Origin of the sequence: Bradyrhizobium canariense (assembly GCF_019402665.1) — a bacterium.
GTDB classification, from domain to species: Bacteria; Pseudomonadota; Alphaproteobacteria; order Rhizobiales; family Xanthobacteraceae; genus Bradyrhizobium; species Bradyrhizobium canariense.
In genome coordinates, this window is record NZ_VSST01000015.1 from 206,083 (window position 1) to 221,202 (window position 15,120).

Genomic DNA, 15,120 nt, shown 5'->3' on the forward strand with positions numbered 1-15,120 from the left:
GCGAGGCAGCATGCTCCCCGAATGGATCACCCAACAATGCCCTGATATTTCGGCAGTCCATCGCGACGCGGCGGTGGCGCGACAGGCGCAACTGACGAAACCGACCGGCGCGCTCGGCCGGCTCGAGCAGCTCGCGATTGAGCTTGCGGGCCTGCAAGCAACCGAGCAACCGCGCGCGGCCCGGGTTCCGATCATCATCTTCGCCGGCGATCACGGCATCGTCGCGCAGGGCGTCTCGGCCTATCCGCAAGAAGTGACCATCGCGATGCTGGCGAATTTCGCCTCCGGCGGTGCCGCGATCTCGGTGCTGGCGCGTGAGCTGGGCTCCAGCCTGGAGGTCGTCGACGCCGGCACGCTGGCGCAGGAGGAGATGGCTGGAATCGTGACCGACAAGCCGCGCAGCGGCACGCGCGATTTCAGCGTCGAAGCTGCGCTCACCTCCACAGAGCTGGCATTCGCCTTCGAATCCGGCCGACGTGCGGTGACGCGCGCGCAGGCCGGGCAGCCCGATCTTCTGATCTTCGGCGAGATGGGCATCGGCAACACCACGACATCGGCGGCGATCGCGGCCGCCTTGCTCGGCGTGAGCGCGGAAGAGATCGCGGGCAGCGGCACCGGCATCGACGCGGCCGGCCGTGTGCACAAGGCGCGGGTGATCGACGCCGCGATCGCACGTCATGGCATTACGGGCGCGTCGCCCGAAAAGATCCTGTGCGCCGTCGGCGGCCTCGAGATTGCGGCCATCTGCGGTGCCATTATCGCGGCTGCACAGGGCCGCATCCCCGTGTTGATCGACGGCTTCATCGTATCGGTCGCGGCACTTGCGGCGGCGCGGCTCAATCCCTCGTGCCTGCCGTTCCTGCTGGCATCGCATCAGTCCGCCGAGCAGGGACATCGGCTGGTGCTTCGCGCGCTGAATGTGCAGCCGCTGATCAGCCTCGATCTCAGGCTCGGCGAAGGATCGGGGGCGGCCATCGCGCTGCCGCTGGTGCGGTCGGCCTGTGCGCTCCACAACGGGATGGCGACCTTTGCGCAGGCCAATGTGCCTGATCGTCCGGCCTGATCAAATCGTCCGCTGATTGACCGAGACGATGCGCCAGCCGGTCGAGAGCCGGTCGATCCGAGTCAGCGACAGCGGATCGATCACAAAGCGCAGGGCCGCTTGTGGCGTCAGATCCAGCGCGATGCACAGCGCCGCACGGATCGTGCCGGAATGCACGACGAGCGTTGCGGCCCCGCTGCTGATCTTCGACAAACCCAGCCGCACCCGCGCGACCTGATCCTCAAAGCTTTCGCCGCCCGGCGGCCGTGCGCGCGCCGGATCGCTCCAGAACCGTGCATAGGCCTCGCCACCAGTCGCGGCGAGCTCGTCATGCCGACGACCGGTCCAGTCGCCAAAATTCTGCTCGCTGAATTCGTCCAGCTGCAGCGGCTCGAGCCCCAGCGCGTGGGCCGTTTCGACCGTGCGACGCGACGGGCTCGCATAGCTCGCGGCGTCCTGCGCCAGACGCTGCCGCAGCGCCCCCAGCTGCGCGCGATCGCCGAGATCGGCCGGTGCGTCGGCCGCATGGATCGTCCCCGTGACGCCATCGACGGGCGCGTGCCGTATCAGCCAGAGGAAGGTCTCGCCTTCCATGCTTATCTCCGAGGAAGTTGGTCGTTGTGGCAATAACGCCGCAACTGGCACATTGACTCTGTCTGGATCGTAATCCTAGATGCTCGCGACGGTTTCCCCGAGAGGGGATGAAAAGGGAATGCGGTGCGGGGACGTTGTCCCCAATGCCGTGGCTGCCCCCGCAACTGTAAGCGGCGAATCTTGCGTCACGTGCCACTGGGTATCTCGGTCCCGGGAAGGCGACGCAAGGTACTGACCCGCGAGCCAGGAGACCTGCCGTCAGCCGTGGTCACACGCGAAGATGTCGGTCGGGGAGTACAGACATTCGGCTTCATCGGAAGGCTTATAAGCCGGAAGATGGGACCTTGGTTCGCTGTGACGTGCCACCGACGTCATACCGAGGTCCAAGACCGTGTCTCCTGTTCGCATTGTACGACCGCGTGCGTTCCTGCTCGCATCCGCCGCGCTCACATCCCTTGCCGCGCTTGATCCTCCCGGCGCACTGGCGCAGCAGGCCCGCGAACCTCTGCCGCCGGTCGAGGTGACGCCGGCCCAATCCCGCAAGCAGGCCAGGCCGGCCGGCCGAGAAGCGCAGGGCCCACGCCGCGCAGCTGCGCGCCGGCCGGCGGCTGCATCTGTAGCGCCCAAGCCCGTCGTGCCGACCGCGGCAGCACAGACGCCGCTCAACACCAATGCAGTCGCCGAAAGCGCCTCTCGCCTCGGCCTGACCGTGCGCGAAACGCCCGCGACCGTGGAGGTGATCTCGGCCGCAACCATGCGCGAGCAGGGCTACCGCACCGTGTCCGACGTCGCGCAGGGAGCGGTTGGCGTCACAGCCGGCGACAATCCGGCCGAGCCTTCGGCTTTCTCGATGCGCGGTTTCACCAACAGCCAAATCAACACGCTCTACAACGGCATCAAGATCGGTCCGCAGAACATGACCTCGCGGATCACCGACACGGCCAATCTGGAAGCTGTCGAATTCCTGAAGGGTCCGGCGTCACTGATGTCGGGCGAGGGCGCCGCTGGCGGCGCGATCAACTTCGTCACCAAGCAGCCGCACACCGGTCCGATCCGGAACGAGGCGGATTTCTCCTGGGATTCGCTGAACTCGTTCCGCGCGCATTACGGCTCGGGCGGCAGCACCAATGTGCAGGGGCTCGATTATCGCTTTGACGTCAGCCGTTCCTCGCTCAACGGCTTTGCCGACGACACCAACACCAAGACGCTCGACGTCTCGGGCCAGCTCAACTATCGCATCTCCGATAGCCTCAAGGTCTGGGGCGCGATCGAGTACCGCGAGGATCGCTCGAAAGCCTATTGGGGCGCGCCGCTGGTGCCGATTGCCTTCAGCGGCTCGCATGCGACGACGGGGATCGTGTCCGGCAATTACGTCTCGAACTACAACAAAACCAATCTCGGTGCGGTCACGATCGATGACCGCACCTTCAACACCAACTACAACGTCCTCGACAACAGGAACGTCGCGCAGGAGGTTTGGTTGCGCGGCGGTTTCGAGCTGAAGCTCGCGCCTGACCTGACGCTGAAGAGTCAAGCCTATGGCTACGGCGCGGAGCGCACGTGGTTCAACAATGAGGTCGAGGCGTTCAATTCCGGTACCAACATGGTGGATCGCGAGCGTTTCTACGTCGCGCACAGCCAACGCTTGGTCGGCAACGTCACCGACTTGATCTGGGATGCGAATATCGCCGGCCTTGACAACCGTCTGGTCACGACGTTGTCCTCAAGCTACCTTGATTTTGTGAGGCCAGGCGCCGCAAATTTCCCTGGCGATTCCGTTCCGCTGGTCGATCCGCCTCGCGGCTACTACGGCCTGCTCACTATTCAGCAGCAGACTGCGCGCATCGATAATGAGGCGCTGTCATTCGAGGACCGGCTGAAGCTCACGCGCAGCTTCGCGCTGGTTGGCGGCCTGCGCGTCGAGCATATCGGGCTCGACCGTAATTCGACCGACAAGTTCGGTCTGGAGAAGGCGAACTTCCCGTTCTCGCAATCCTGGGCGCCGACCACGGGCCGTATCGGCTACACGTGGGAAGCGGTTCCGGGCCTGACCTTCTTCAGCCAATATGCGACCGGCGCCGACATCGCGGCCAACAACATCTTCCTGCTCAATCCGACCGATCCGCTCAACCTGACCACCGCGCGCACCTACGAGACTGGTGTCAAGCACCTGTTCTGGGACAACCGGGCGGAGTGGTCGTTCTCGGCCTACGACATCCTGCGCAAGAACGTCTATGCCGCGGCAGGCGGCATGCAGCTCAACCTGGCCGGACGGCAGGAGTCGAAGGGCGTCGAGCTGGCCGCCTCGGTGCGTCCGATCGAGCCTCTGCGTCTCTGGGGCAACATCGCCTATGTCGATGCGCGCTACGCCGACTACAATTTTGTCGGCGGCTCGTTCTCCGGCAACACGCCGCCGAACGTGCCACGCGTCGTCGCCAATGCCGGCGCGTCATACCGGTTCTTCACGCCCTGGGCGGTCGAGTTCGGTATCACCGGCCGCCATGTCGGCGACCGCTACAACACCGATGCCAACACCGTGACGCTGAAGGCCTACACTGTTGCGGACGTCTACGCTTTCGTCGACATCCCCAAGACCGTGTTCAACGCCGTCGAGCAGGCCCGCCTGACCTTCCGGGTGCGCAACATCGCCGACAAGCGTTACGCGATCTGGGGCGATCCATTCTATCCCGACCAGATCCTGCTGGGCGCGCCGCGCACCTACGAGATCTCGGCCGCGTTCAAATGGTAGGACGCTGATCGATGATGCGCGCGATCGTCCTGCTGCATCGATGGCTCGGGATCGCGTTCTGCCTGCTGTTCGCGATGTGGTTCGCGACGGGAATCGTGATGCACTTCGTTCCGTTTCCGTCCCTGACGGAAGGGGAACGCTTTGCCGGGCTCGTGCCGTTGGCTAGCGCGGAGACGGGGCTTGCGGTCGCCGATGCCGTTGCCGCGAGCGGGATTGCGGATGCGACGCGCGTTCGCCTGATCCAGCGCAGTGATGGACCGGTCTATGTCGTCGCGGGGCCATCCCGCGCAAACGCAGTCCGCGCCTCCGATGGGGCCGACGCGTCGGTCAAATCTTTCGACGCCGCGCTGGCCATCGCGCGAGATCACGCCCGCAGCCGTGGGCTCGATGCCGCGCGGGCCGCGATCGTTGCACGCTCGGACTATGACCAATGGAGCGTGCCGAACGGCTTCGACCGCCACCGGCCCTTGTTTCGGGTTGGCCTGGGCGACGCCGCCGGAACGGAGGTCTATGTCTCCTCGCTCACCGGCGAGATCGTCCTGGATACGACGCGCAGCGAGCGCGGATGGAATCTCGTCGGGAGCGTGCTGCACTGGATCTATCCAACGATCCTGCGAAGCAACTGGTCGCTGTGGGATCGCGTGGTCTGGACCTTGTCGCTGCTGGCCCTGATCGCAGCTTTGCTTGGCGCTGTGCTCGGGCTTGCGCGGATCAAACCTCGGGGCGGTCTGATCGGGTCGCCCTATCGTGGCTGGCATGCGCTGCATCATCTCATCGGCCTCGCGGCGATGGTCTTCGTGCTGAGCTGGATTTTCAGTGGCTGGCTCTCCATGGATCACGGACGGCTGTTCTCGCGTGGGCAATTGACCTCGACTGAATCCAGCGTGATGAACGCCCCACCGAACTGGACGGCGGCCCGATCGCTCGATCGCCAGCCCGTATCGCCGTCGGTCCACGAGACCGAATGGTTTGCCTTCAACGGCACTCTCTATCGGCGGGATCGCACGGATCTTGCCGCGCAGACCTTGATCAAGGCAGGGGATGCGCCGCGCGACGGACCAACGGGATCTCTGGATGTCCACGAGGTCCAGGGGCTGACCGCGCGCCTCGCAGCCGGCTGCGGCGTACCGTCCGTACTTGCCGACAACGACAACTATCCCGCGCAGTCCACCGTCCCTGGCGCCCCGGTCTACCGCTCCTACTGCGGCGACCTCTGGTTCGACATCGACGGCGCCGACGGCAATTTGCTGCAAAGGCTGGATTCGTCGCGGCGGGCTTATCGCTGGTTCTACGGCGCGCTGCACACGTTGGACTTTCCGGTCCTGGTCGCGCATCCGTTGCTGCGCGACGGCTTGGTCGTCGGGCTCTGCGCCCTCGGCTTTCTGTTCTCCATCACGGGCATCGTCATCGGCTCGCGTCGCCTGGTCGCGAGGCGTTGAGTGGGCAAAACGACCGCTTACTGATCGTACAATAAAGAGAGGCTGAGCCGACTGCCATGCATAGCTCATAAGCAATCGTATGGTCCGTAGCGCCGATCGATCGCCTGCAAATTAGACAGTGCGTCCGCGACGCGTGGATTGCAGTGCAGCGGATGTGCCGTTTCGTCCGGGAAAACTCGTGGTGCGCTGCACTTAGCGCGCGTGGAACGATCCACACCGATGTGCACTCCCTGCGGGCAGCGCTGCACTAAAATGTGCATCGGCGGGCAGCGCCGGTTGCGTGCTGGTCCTGTGCGTTGCGACAACGCTGGCCCTATCCGAAGCCCATCGCTCTGTCGCACGCTCGCAAGCAGTGGCATGACAGGGGATGACGATGAGCGCTCTCGGTTTGCGATTGAACCTCGCGAAGGACGGGAAGCACCCGGCGTCCGGTTCGAACGTCGTCCGCAGCTGACCCACGCATGAACACTGACGAAAATCACTGGGAGGTCGGCACCGATATCGGTGGCACCTTCACCGACATCATCGCGATCCGGCACTCCCCCGCGGAGGCGCGGATCGCGAAAGTGCCGTCGCGACCTCAAGCTCCGGTTCAGGCGATGCTGGAGGCAATCGAGGCGGTGGGCCTGCGCAAGAGCGAGGTCAAGCGCTTCGTCCACGGCACCACGCGCGTAACCAATGCCATCGTCGAAGGACGTTTGCCGAAAGTGGCGCTGGTGGCGACCGAAGGCTTTTCCGACGTGCTGGAGATCGCGCGCTATCGCCGCCGCGATCTCTATCGTCTCGACATTCCGCCAAAATCGCCGCCGCTGGTGCCGCCCGAACGATGTTTTGGCCTCGCCGAGCGCCTCGACCACGAGGGCCGGGTGCTGAAGGCGTTGGATGAAGCGGAGATCGAGCGCCTGGTGGCCTGGCTGAAGGGGACCGGCGTGCAGAGCGTCGCGGTCGCACTGCTTCACGCCTATGCCAATCCCGTCCACGAGAAAATGCTCGGCGAGCGGCTCAAGGGCGTCGTTGCCCACGTCTCGCTGTCGCACGAGGTCAATCCCGAGGCGCGCGAATACGAGCGGACCTCGGCGACCGTGTTCAACGCGGCCGCCATGCCGATCGCGGTGGAGTATCTCAGCGAACTGGAACTGCGACTGCCGATCGGTCCCGGCCTGCAGGTGTTTCATTCGGCCGGCGCCATGATCCCGATCTCCGCCGTGAAGCGGCGGCCGCTGGTGATGGCGATGTCGGGCCCGGCGGCCGGCGTCTCCGCATCCGTCAGCATCGCGCGCCAGCTCGGCACATCGCGGATGCTGACGTTCGACATGGGCGGCACCACGACCGACGTGTGCCTGATCGTCGACGGCCAGGCCGAGATGACAGACGGCCGCATGCTCGGCGACAAGCCGCTGCGCCAGCCGATGCTTGCGGTTCACTCGATCGGCGCGGGCGGCGGCTCGATCGTGCGCAATGGTCCCGGCGGCCTGACCGTCGGACCGGAAAGCGCCGGCTCAGAGCCTGGACCGGCTTGCTACGGCCGCGGCGGTACCGAGCCGACCATCACCGACGCCAACGCCGTGCTCGGCTATCTCAATCCCGAAACCAAACTCGGCGACCGGATCGGAATCGACATCCAGGCAGCCAATGGTGTCATCGCGCCGATCGCGCGCACTCTGGGGCTGAGCCTGACCGAAACCGCGCTCGGCATCATCAAGGTCGCGAACGCGACAATGGCGCGCGCGCTCCGCCGCGTCACCGTGGAGCGCGGCATCGACGGGCGCGACTGCACGCTGCTCGCCTTTGGCGGTGGTGGCCCGATGCATGCCGCGGGCTTGGCCGATCTCTACGGGATTGCCGAGGTCGTCGTTCCCAGCGCATCAAGTGCGTTTTCGGCGCTGGGCTGTCTCACCGCCGATTTCAGCTTCCTCCAGCAGCAAACCCTGCGGGCTGCGCTCGACGGCATCGACCTCGCCCGTGTGTCGGAGCGGATCGGGGTGCTGATTGACGATGCTTCGGCGCCGCTCATCGCCAACGGCGTTGCCGCGACTGAGATCCAGGTCGAGCTGGTGGCCTTGATGCGCTACGCCGCGCAGAACGACGCCATTCCGGTGCCGTTCGCGCGACCGCTCGACGTCATCACGCTGAAGAAGGATTTTCTGGCCCGGCACCACGAGCTGTTCGGCTATGCGACCGGCGAGAGCTGCGTCATCGAATCCGTGCGGGTGCAGGCGCGCCGTCCGTCGCGCACCGTCGTGAGCCGGCCGTCCGTCGCGGTGAGGGCGGTCTCCACCGGCGAGCGCATCTGCTCGTTCGACGGCTTTCACGACATCGCAACAAGCATCATCGACCGCGCCTCGTTGACCGAGATTGTCAGCGGTCCGGCCATCATTGAAGACGCATGGTCGACCGTGGTGGTCCCGCCCGGCTGGCAGGCGCGGCCCGACGTTTCAGGCAATCTGTTCCTGACGCGGGTGGCCCCATGAAGATCGATCCGTTCGTCGTCGAGGTCATCAGGCACGGGCTCTCGGCCGCGGCCGAGGAGATGAGCCTGGTGATGACGCGCTCGGCGCGCTCGCCGCTGCTGCGCGAGGCCGGCGACCTGTCGTCGGCGATCACGGACGGCCGGGGCGACCTGGTCGGGCAGGGCCGCGACATCCCGATCCATCTCGGCGCGATGGCCTATACGGTTCTCGAATTGTTGAAGGTGGTGCCGCGGGACAGCCTGAACGAAGGCGATGCACTGATCTACAATGTCGGCCCGCTCGGCGGCAATCATCTCAACGACGTCAAGGTCGTGCGCCCCGTCTTCGTCGACGGCGAGATCGTGGCGTTCGCGGTCAGCCTCGCGCATTGGCCCGATATCGGCGGCACCTGGCCCGGCAGCTATTTTGCGAAAGCGATCGACACCTTCCAGGAGGCGATGCGCATTCCGCCGGTTCTGATCGCCACGGCAGCGGGCGTCAATACGCCGATCGTGCAGCTGCTCAAGGCCAATGTTCGCGATCCCGAATCCTGCGAGGGCGATCTTCTCGCCCAGATCGCCGCAACGAAAGCCGGCGAGAAGCGCATCTTCGAGCTTTGCCGCGAGCACGGCAAGGCAGTCTTCACGGCGGCGCAGGCGCGCCTGCACGATCTCTCCGAAATCGAGATGCGCGAGGCGTTGCGCGATCTGCCGGATGGCCTCTACGAGGGCGAGGATTGTCTGGACGACGGCGGCGTCAACGCCGCGCCAGCGCGCATTCATGTCAAGATCACCATTGCAGGCGACGAAGCGACCTTCGATCTCTCGGGAAGCTGCGACCGCGTCTCGAATTTCTGCAACACCACGCCGTTCATGGCGCGCTCGGCGGTAGCCTATGCCGCGCGCATCATGAGCGGGCGCGACATGAACCAGAACGCGGGCGCGTTGCGGCCGCTGACCATCATCACGCGCCCGGGCTCGATCCTGGAGCCGGGGTGGAATGCCTCGGTTGCGGCCGGCAACCACGAGACCTCGATGCGCATCGTCGATGCGATCTTCCGCGCGATGCAGGATACCATTCCCGAGCGTCTGTCGGCCGGCGGGGCGACCACGGCGGGCGTCCTGTTTTTTGCCGAACCGCGGCAAAACGGTTCATGGAAGATGCTTTACGAGGTCCACGGCGGTGGCGAGGGCGCGCGGCATGATCGGGACGGCATCTCAGCGACGCGGGTGCATCTGTCCAACACCTCGAATACGCCGGTCGAGGTGATCGAGGCGAATTACGCGATCCAAGTCGAGCAGCAGGCCATTCGCAGGCATTCCGGCGGCGCGGGCGCCCATCGCGGCGGAGACGGAGTCGTGCGCACCTATCGTATCCTGGCGCCGTCGATGCATCTGACCACCTGCATCGAGCGCATGGTGATCGCGCCGTTCGGCATGCAGGGCGGCGAACCCGGCAAGCCCTGCCGCATCTCGCTGATCCGGCAGGGCGCGAACGTCGCGATCGACGGCAAGTCGAACCTGGTGCTGCAGCAAGGCGATCTCGTCAACATCGAGACCTGCGGCGGCGGTGGCTACGGCGCCGAGGCTGCGGAATGAAGGGATTGCAATGAGCAGATTGTTGCGAACCGGGCTGAATGCCGGCGACAGCGCGCCCATGGCCGTGGTCGGCGGCGAGGGCGTCTATTTTCATCTGTCGGATGGTCGCAAGCTCATCGACGGCAGCAACACCGGCGGCGGTCTCGGACATCGTCATCCCGCGATGGTGGAGGCGATCCGCCGCGCCGCGGATACGCCCGTCGTGAACGAGGGGTGGACCTGGGTCGGCCGCGAGCAGGCCGCTGACGATTTGATGACCGCCGCCTTCAGCGGCGAAGAGGATTGGGTCGGCGCGGTGCGCTTCTGCATCAGCGGCAGCGAGGCCAACGACATGGCGCTGTCACTTTGCCAGGCGCTGACGCAGCGGTCCGCGCTGGCAACGCGCGAACGCGCCTATCACGGCATTACGGGCCTGTCGCGCAGCATGACGGTGCAGCCGCAATGGCATGGCGGCCTCGCGGTGCACTCAGGCGGCTCGAAGCTGCCGGCGCCGATGGCGCCGGTGCGGATATTGCCGGCGCCGGATGGCGCGATCTATGGTGCGCCCGCCAACAATGTTCCCCCACGCGAATATCTGGCCGATGCCACGCGCCTGCTTTCGGACACGGCGGCGACGATCATCGACTACACGCAGGGCGGCATCTATTACGACGGCGCCTATCAGGACGAGGTGGCGCGGTGCGCGCGGCAGGCTGGCTCCTACTGGATCGCAGACGAAGTGGTGACCGGCGCAGGCCGCGCCGGGCGCTGGTTCGCGTCCAGGGCGCCGAAAGCCGTCCTGACATCGTGACGCTCGGAAAATCGCTCGGCGGCGGCGCGGCAGCGGTTGCCGCGGTTGTGGTGTCGAAAGACATCGTCGAACGGCTCAAGGGCACGAGCTGGCAGAACTACGGCACGTTGCGTGGGCATCCCATCAGCATGGCCGCCGTCAGCGCCTATCTGAAGGTCGTCAGTGAAGAGAAGATTCTGGAGCACGTGAAGGGCGTCGAAAAGCTGTTCGCCCGCCGCCTGCTCGCCATCGCGCAGAGACATCCAAGCGTGCAGCGCGTGGCGGGGCAGGGGCTGCACTGGACCGTGGAGCTGCACGGGCCGGACTGGCGTTCCTGGCACGCCGACACCACCGAGGTGCCGATCGCCTCGCGCGTCGCGGAGCGGGCCCTGGAGGCAGGCGCCGTGATCGGCACCAGCGGCGAGCAAACCTCGCTGTTCCTCGCGCCGCCACTCGTGATCTCCGAGCATGAGGCCGAGCAGCTTCTGGATGCACTGGACCACGGTCTCGATGTTGCGGATGAGGAGCAGACATGAGGGTGCATCGTGCAACGTACACCATGCCGATCGGCAGGCACCGGGTGGCAAGTCCGGGCGAAGCTGCGTTAAGCTGCCGCGCGCCGGCACGTGCTTGAAACTGTAGCTTAGCTTAAGACATCACCAGGAAATCGCTGATGCGTATTGTCAATGTTGCCGCTGCCCAGATGGGCCCGATCCAGAAAGCCGACAGCCGCGAGGCCGTGGTCAAGCGCATGATTGCGCTGATGGACGAAGCCAAAGCAAAAGGCGCCGACCTGATCGTCTATCCGGAACTGGCGCTCACGACCTTCTTCCCGCGCTGGTATGTGGAGGATCGGGCCGAGTTCGATAATTGGTTCGAGCGCGAGATGCCGAACGCTGCGACGAGGCCGTTGTTCGAGCGCGCGGCGCAGCACCAGATGGCGATGAATTTCGGCTATGCGGAGCTGACGCCTGATGGACATCACTTCAACACCGCTGTTCTCACCGACAAGTCGGGCAAGATCGTCGGCAAATATCGCAAGATCCATTTGCCCGGCCATGTGGAATACGACACCAAACGCTCGCACCAGCATCTGGAAAAGCGCTATTTCGAGCCGGGCGATCTCGGCTTCAACGTCTGGCGCGAGCTCGGCGGCATCATCGGCATGGCCATCTGCAACGACCGCCGCTGGCCCGAGACCTATCGCGTGATGGGCTTGCAGGGCGTCGAGATGGTGCTGATCGGCTACAACACGCCGTCCGTGAATGCGGAGAGGAGCGATGAGGGCGTCGAGAAACGCCTGTTCCACAATCGCCTCTCGGCGCAGGCCGGCGCCTATCAGAACGCGACCTGGGTCGTCGCGGTGGCCAAAGCCGGTAACGAGGACGGACACCCGCTGTTCGGCGGCAGTCTGATCGTCGATCCCAATGGCGAAATCGTCGCCGAAGCGAAGACGGAGGAGGACGAGCTGCTGGTCCACGCCTGCGACCTCGATGCCACCACCTTCGGCAAGACCACGATCTTCAATTTCGCACAGCACCGCCGCATCGAGCACTACGGCCTGATCACCAGCCGAACCGGCGCGGTGCCGCCGCCGGAGAAGTAACGTCGATGACTGGCCAGACCACATCGGGCATATTGTTACGCGAGCTCGATCCGCGCGATCGCTACAAGCTGCTTTGCGGCGTGGTGGTGCCGCGGCCGATCGCGCTGGTGACGACGCTCGATGCGAACGGGGCGGTCAACGCTGCGCCGTTCAGCTTCTTCAACGTGTTCTCGGAGAGTCCGGCGCTGATCGTGCTCGGGCTTCAACACAAGCCGGATCACAGCCCGAAGGACACCACCCGCAACATCCATCGGGACGGCGAGTTCGTCGTTCACATGGTTGATGAGGCGCTCTCCGCAGCGATGAATGACTGCGCGGTCGATTTCCCGTCCGGTGACAGCGAGGTCGCTGCGGCAGGGCTCGCGACCCTTCCCTCAATCGACGTGAAGGTGCCGCGCCTCGCTGCGGCACCCTTTGCGCTCGAATGCCGGCGCCATGTCGCGTTAAATTTTTCGCCCGATCGCGAACTGCTGGTCGGCGAAGTGCTCCGGGTTCACCCCCGCGAGGGCCTCGTCAACGAGGCCAACATGTATGTCGACCTCGACGCCTACCGCCCGATCGGCCGCATGTTCGGCAATCTCTATACGACGCAGCGGGACACGTTCACGCTTGTCCGCGAGAGCCACGCGCAATGGATCGCGCGGCAGGACGCCAAAGAGCTGAAGGACGCCTAGTGATTCGAGAATTGCACCGTACCCAGCGCCATCGTGACGGCCGCCTGCGTCGGGTCGATCACGGCAATGCCGAGCGCGTCTTCGAGGGGACGGCGATGGCGCGCCATGCCGGCGCAGCCCATCACGATGGCGCGGGCGCCGTCCTCGTCGCGCAGCGCGCGGCCGATTTCGATCATCCTGGCCAGCGTGCCTTCGCCCGAGGCGGTTTCGGCGACGCTCATGTTGAGAGGCCGCTCGCCGGCGAGGCGTTCGGTCAGTCCCATCTGCCTGAGATAGCGCATGTGACGCGGGATCGAGCGCTGGGCGATCGCGATGACGCCAAAGGTCTCGGCGCGGGCCAGCGCCGTCAGCACGCCGCACTCGGCGATGCCGAACACGGGCCGGTCGGTGCCTTCACGGCAGACCTGAAGCCCGGGATCGCTGTAACAGGCGATGACAAAGGCGGCCGAGCTGTTGTCGCCCTCGACCAGCCGGCGCAGCGGCATCGCGACGCCATCGACATCGGCCTGGCTTTCAATGCCGAACGGTCCCTCGGCCAGCGTCTGGCAGACCAGTTCGGGGCCGCCCTCGAAACCGAGCGGCTTCAGCGCGTCCTCCAGCCCCTGCGTGACCGCGGGGTTGGAATTCGGATTGATGACGAGAATGCGCGGCCGGGCCATGATGGTTTTCCTGCGGAATGGCGATCACTTGGCTTTAGGCTATCACGGAGTGCCTCATGACTGAACCAGTTTACGACCTGATCATCCGCGGCGGCCGCGTCGCCACCACGACCGACGTGTTCGAGGCCGACGTCGCGATCTCCGGCGAGACCATCGCCGCTATCGGCCGCGGGCTTCCGCCAGCGAAGCGCGAGATCGACGCGCGCGGCAAGCTGGTGCTGCCAGGCGGCGTCGACAGCCACGCCCATATCGAGCAATTGTCCGCTGCCGGCATCATGAACGCCGACACCTTCGAGAGCGCGACCGTCTCGGCCGCTTTTGGCGGTACGACCACGGTGATTCCTTTCGCCGCCCAGCACGTCGGCATGAAGCTGCCGCAGGTGGTGGAGGATTATCACGCGCTGGCGAAGAAGGGCGCCGTGATCGACTACGCCTTTCACATGATCATCGCCGATGCGACCAGGGAAACGGTCGAGGAGCATATTCCGACGCTGGTGAAGCAGGGCCATGCCTCGATCAAGATTTTCATGACCTATGACCGGCTCAAGGTCGACGACGAGCCGCTGCTGGACGTCCTCCTCGCCGCGCGGCAGTCCGGCGCGATGTTGTGCGCCCATGCCGAAAACCACGGCATCATCGCCTGGATGGTGAAGCGCCTGCTCGCGCGCGGCTACACGATGCCGAAATACCACGCCGTCAGCCACGCCCGCGTGTCGGAGGCGGAGGCCTTCACCCGGTTGATCGGCATGGCGGCGCTAATCGACCAGCCCATCATGATCTTCCATGTCTCGACCGCCGAGGGCGCCAAGGTCATCCGCGATTCCCGCGGGCAGGGGCTCAAGGTGTTTGCTGAGACGTGTCCGCAATACCTGTTCCTGACCGCTGCCGATCTCGACAAGCCCGGGGCGGAAGGCGCGAAATGGATGTGCAGCCCGCCGCCCCGCACGCATTCGGATCAGGAAGCGCTGTGGCAGGCACTATCGCTGGGCGATCTCCAGACCATCTCGTCGGATCACGCGCCGTATCGCTACGACGAGACCGGCAAGCTGCGCGCCGGTCCCAATCCGAACTTCAAGCAGGTCGCGAACGGCCTGCCGGGACTGGAGCTGCGACTGCCGCTGCTGTTCGACGCGATGGTGTCAAAAGGACGGCTGGGCCTGGAAAAGTTCGTCGAGCTGACTTCGACGGCGCCGGCCAAGATCTACAATCTGCATCCGCGCAAGGGCTCGATCGCAGTCGGAGCCGATGCCGATATCGCGATCTGGGATCCCAATCGCGAGACCGTGATCGCCGACGAGATGATGCATGATCTCGCCGGCTACACGCCTTTTGCCGGTCGCAAGCTGAAGGGCTGGCCGGTGTCGGTGCTGTCGCGTGGCCGGGTGATCATCGACGGCAACAAGTGCCTCGCGAGCGCTGGCAGCGGACAGTTCCTGGCCCGCAGCGGGGGCGAGGCGGCCAAGCCGACGGGGCGGCTCGTCGCCGACATGGACCCGGAACGGAATTTTGGGGCAAAACTCCTGTGACGGTGGATCGCGCG

General features: G+C 65.3%; 12 protein-coding genes and 1 riboswitch. Of the genes, 10 read left to right on the top strand and 2 right to left on the bottom strand.

Going from position 1 to position 15,120, the window contains the following annotated elements; genetic code table 11:
• Positions 1–10 precede the first annotated feature (10 nt).
• Positions 11–1,063, top strand: a complete 1,053-nt coding sequence (cobT, locus tag FXB41_RS07720) for a nicotinate-nucleotide--dimethylbenzimidazole phosphoribosyltransferase (RefSeq protein WP_219681048.1) — start codon at positions 11–13, stop codon at positions 1,061–1,063.
• Here the strand turns inward: cobT and FXB41_RS07725 are convergent, their stop codons facing one another.
• Positions 1,064–1,636, bottom strand: a complete 573-nt coding sequence (locus FXB41_RS07725) for a histidine phosphatase family protein (protein WP_219681050.1) — start codon at positions 1,634–1,636, stop codon at positions 1,064–1,066.
• A gap of 72 nt (positions 1,637–1,708) precedes the next feature.
• A riboswitch (cobalamin riboswitch) is annotated at positions 1,709–1,910 on the top strand.
• 117 nt (positions 1,911–2,027) lie between these two features.
• Here FXB41_RS07725 and FXB41_RS07730 point away from each other — a divergent pair.
• From FXB41_RS07730 to FXB41_RS07760, 8 genes are all read left to right on the top strand, one after another.
• Entirely contained in the window at positions 2,028–4,385 is a 2,358-nt protein-coding gene (locus tag FXB41_RS07730; RefSeq protein WP_219681052.1) for a TonB-dependent receptor, read from the top strand.
• 11 nt (positions 4,386–4,396) lie between these two features.
• Complete coding sequence (locus tag FXB41_RS07735) at positions 4,397–5,824, top strand: PepSY domain-containing protein (RefSeq protein ID WP_219681054.1); 1,428 nt, start codon at positions 4,397–4,399, stop codon at positions 5,822–5,824.
• Between the two features lie 461 nt (positions 5,825–6,285).
• Positions 6,286–8,295 (top strand): hydantoinase/oxoprolinase family protein, encoded by a 2,010-nt coding sequence (locus tag FXB41_RS07740; protein ID WP_219681055.1) that lies wholly within the window; start codon positions 6,286–6,288, stop codon positions 8,293–8,295.
• A complete protein-coding gene (locus FXB41_RS07745) occupies positions 8,292–9,872 on the top strand; it encodes a hydantoinase B/oxoprolinase family protein (RefSeq protein WP_219681056.1) in 1,581 nt (526 codons plus the stop codon). The genes FXB41_RS07740 and FXB41_RS07745 overlap by 4 nt, the downstream gene beginning before the upstream one ends.
• A 10-nt stretch (positions 9,873–9,882) precedes the next feature.
• Positions 9,883–10,662, top strand: coding sequence for an aminotransferase class III-fold pyridoxal phosphate-dependent enzyme (locus FXB41_RS41450; RefSeq protein WP_283843414.1), 780 nt, complete (start codon positions 9,883–9,885; stop codon positions 10,660–10,662).
• Positions 10,659–11,177 carry an aminotransferase class III-fold pyridoxal phosphate-dependent enzyme gene (locus FXB41_RS41455; protein WP_311985806.1) on the top strand — a complete coding sequence of 173 codons (519 nt, stop codon included), beginning with the start codon at positions 10,659–10,661 and terminating at the stop codon, positions 11,175–11,177. Before FXB41_RS41450 ends, FXB41_RS41455 begins: the two co-directional genes overlap by 4 nt.
• Before the next feature lie 137 nt (positions 11,178–11,314).
• Positions 11,315–12,247 carry an N-carbamoyl-D-amino-acid hydrolase gene (locus tag FXB41_RS07755; RefSeq protein WP_007593122.1) on the top strand — a complete coding sequence of 311 codons (933 nt, stop codon included), beginning with the start codon at positions 11,315–11,317 and terminating at the stop codon, positions 12,245–12,247.
• A gap of 5 nt (positions 12,248–12,252) precedes the next feature.
• Entirely contained in the window at positions 12,253–12,921 is a 669-nt protein-coding gene (locus FXB41_RS07760) for a flavin reductase family protein (RefSeq protein ID WP_219681057.1), read from the top strand.
• On the opposite strand, the gene FXB41_RS07765 is transcribed toward FXB41_RS07760, so the two are convergent.
• Entirely contained in the window at positions 12,918–13,580 is a 663-nt protein-coding gene (locus tag FXB41_RS07765) for an aspartate/glutamate racemase family protein (RefSeq protein ID WP_007593113.1), read from the bottom strand. The genes FXB41_RS07760 and FXB41_RS07765 overlap by 4 nt on opposite strands.
• 56 nt (positions 13,581–13,636) lie before the next feature.
• Between FXB41_RS07765 and hydA the strand changes: the two genes are divergently transcribed.
• Positions 13,637–15,106, top strand: a complete 1,470-nt coding sequence (gene hydA, locus FXB41_RS07770; protein ID WP_219681058.1) for a dihydropyrimidinase — start codon at positions 13,637–13,639, stop codon at positions 15,104–15,106.
• Positions 15,107–15,120 lie beyond the last annotated feature (14 nt).

Coding starts and splice junctions, on each gene's coding strand:
- cobT (WP_219681048.1), top strand. CDS start 11: ATGCTCCCCGAATGGATCACCCAACAATGCCCTGATATTTCGGCAGTC.
- FXB41_RS07725 (WP_219681050.1), bottom strand. CDS start 1,636: ATGGAAGGCGAGACCTTCCTCTGGCTGATACGGCACGCGCCCGTCGAT.
- FXB41_RS07735 (WP_219681054.1), top strand. CDS start 4,397: ATGATGCGCGCGATCGTCCTGCTGCATCGATGGCTCGGGATCGCGTTC.
- FXB41_RS07740 (WP_219681055.1), top strand. CDS start 6,286: ATGAACACTGACGAAAATCACTGGGAGGTCGGCACCGATATCGGTGGC.
- FXB41_RS07745 (WP_219681056.1), top strand. CDS start 8,292: ATGAAGATCGATCCGTTCGTCGTCGAGGTCATCAGGCACGGGCTCTCG.
- FXB41_RS41450 (WP_283843414.1), top strand. CDS start 9,883: ATGAGCAGATTGTTGCGAACCGGGCTGAATGCCGGCGACAGCGCGCCC.
- FXB41_RS07755 (WP_007593122.1), top strand. CDS start 11,315: ATGCGTATTGTCAATGTTGCCGCTGCCCAGATGGGCCCGATCCAGAAA.
- FXB41_RS07760 (WP_219681057.1), top strand. CDS start 12,253: ATGACTGGCCAGACCACATCGGGCATATTGTTACGCGAGCTCGATCCG.
- FXB41_RS07765 (WP_007593113.1), bottom strand. CDS start 13,580: ATGGCCCGGCCGCGCATTCTCGTCATCAATCCGAATTCCAACCCCGCG.
- hydA (WP_219681058.1), top strand. CDS start 13,637: ATGACTGAACCAGTTTACGACCTGATCATCCGCGGCGGCCGCGTCGCC.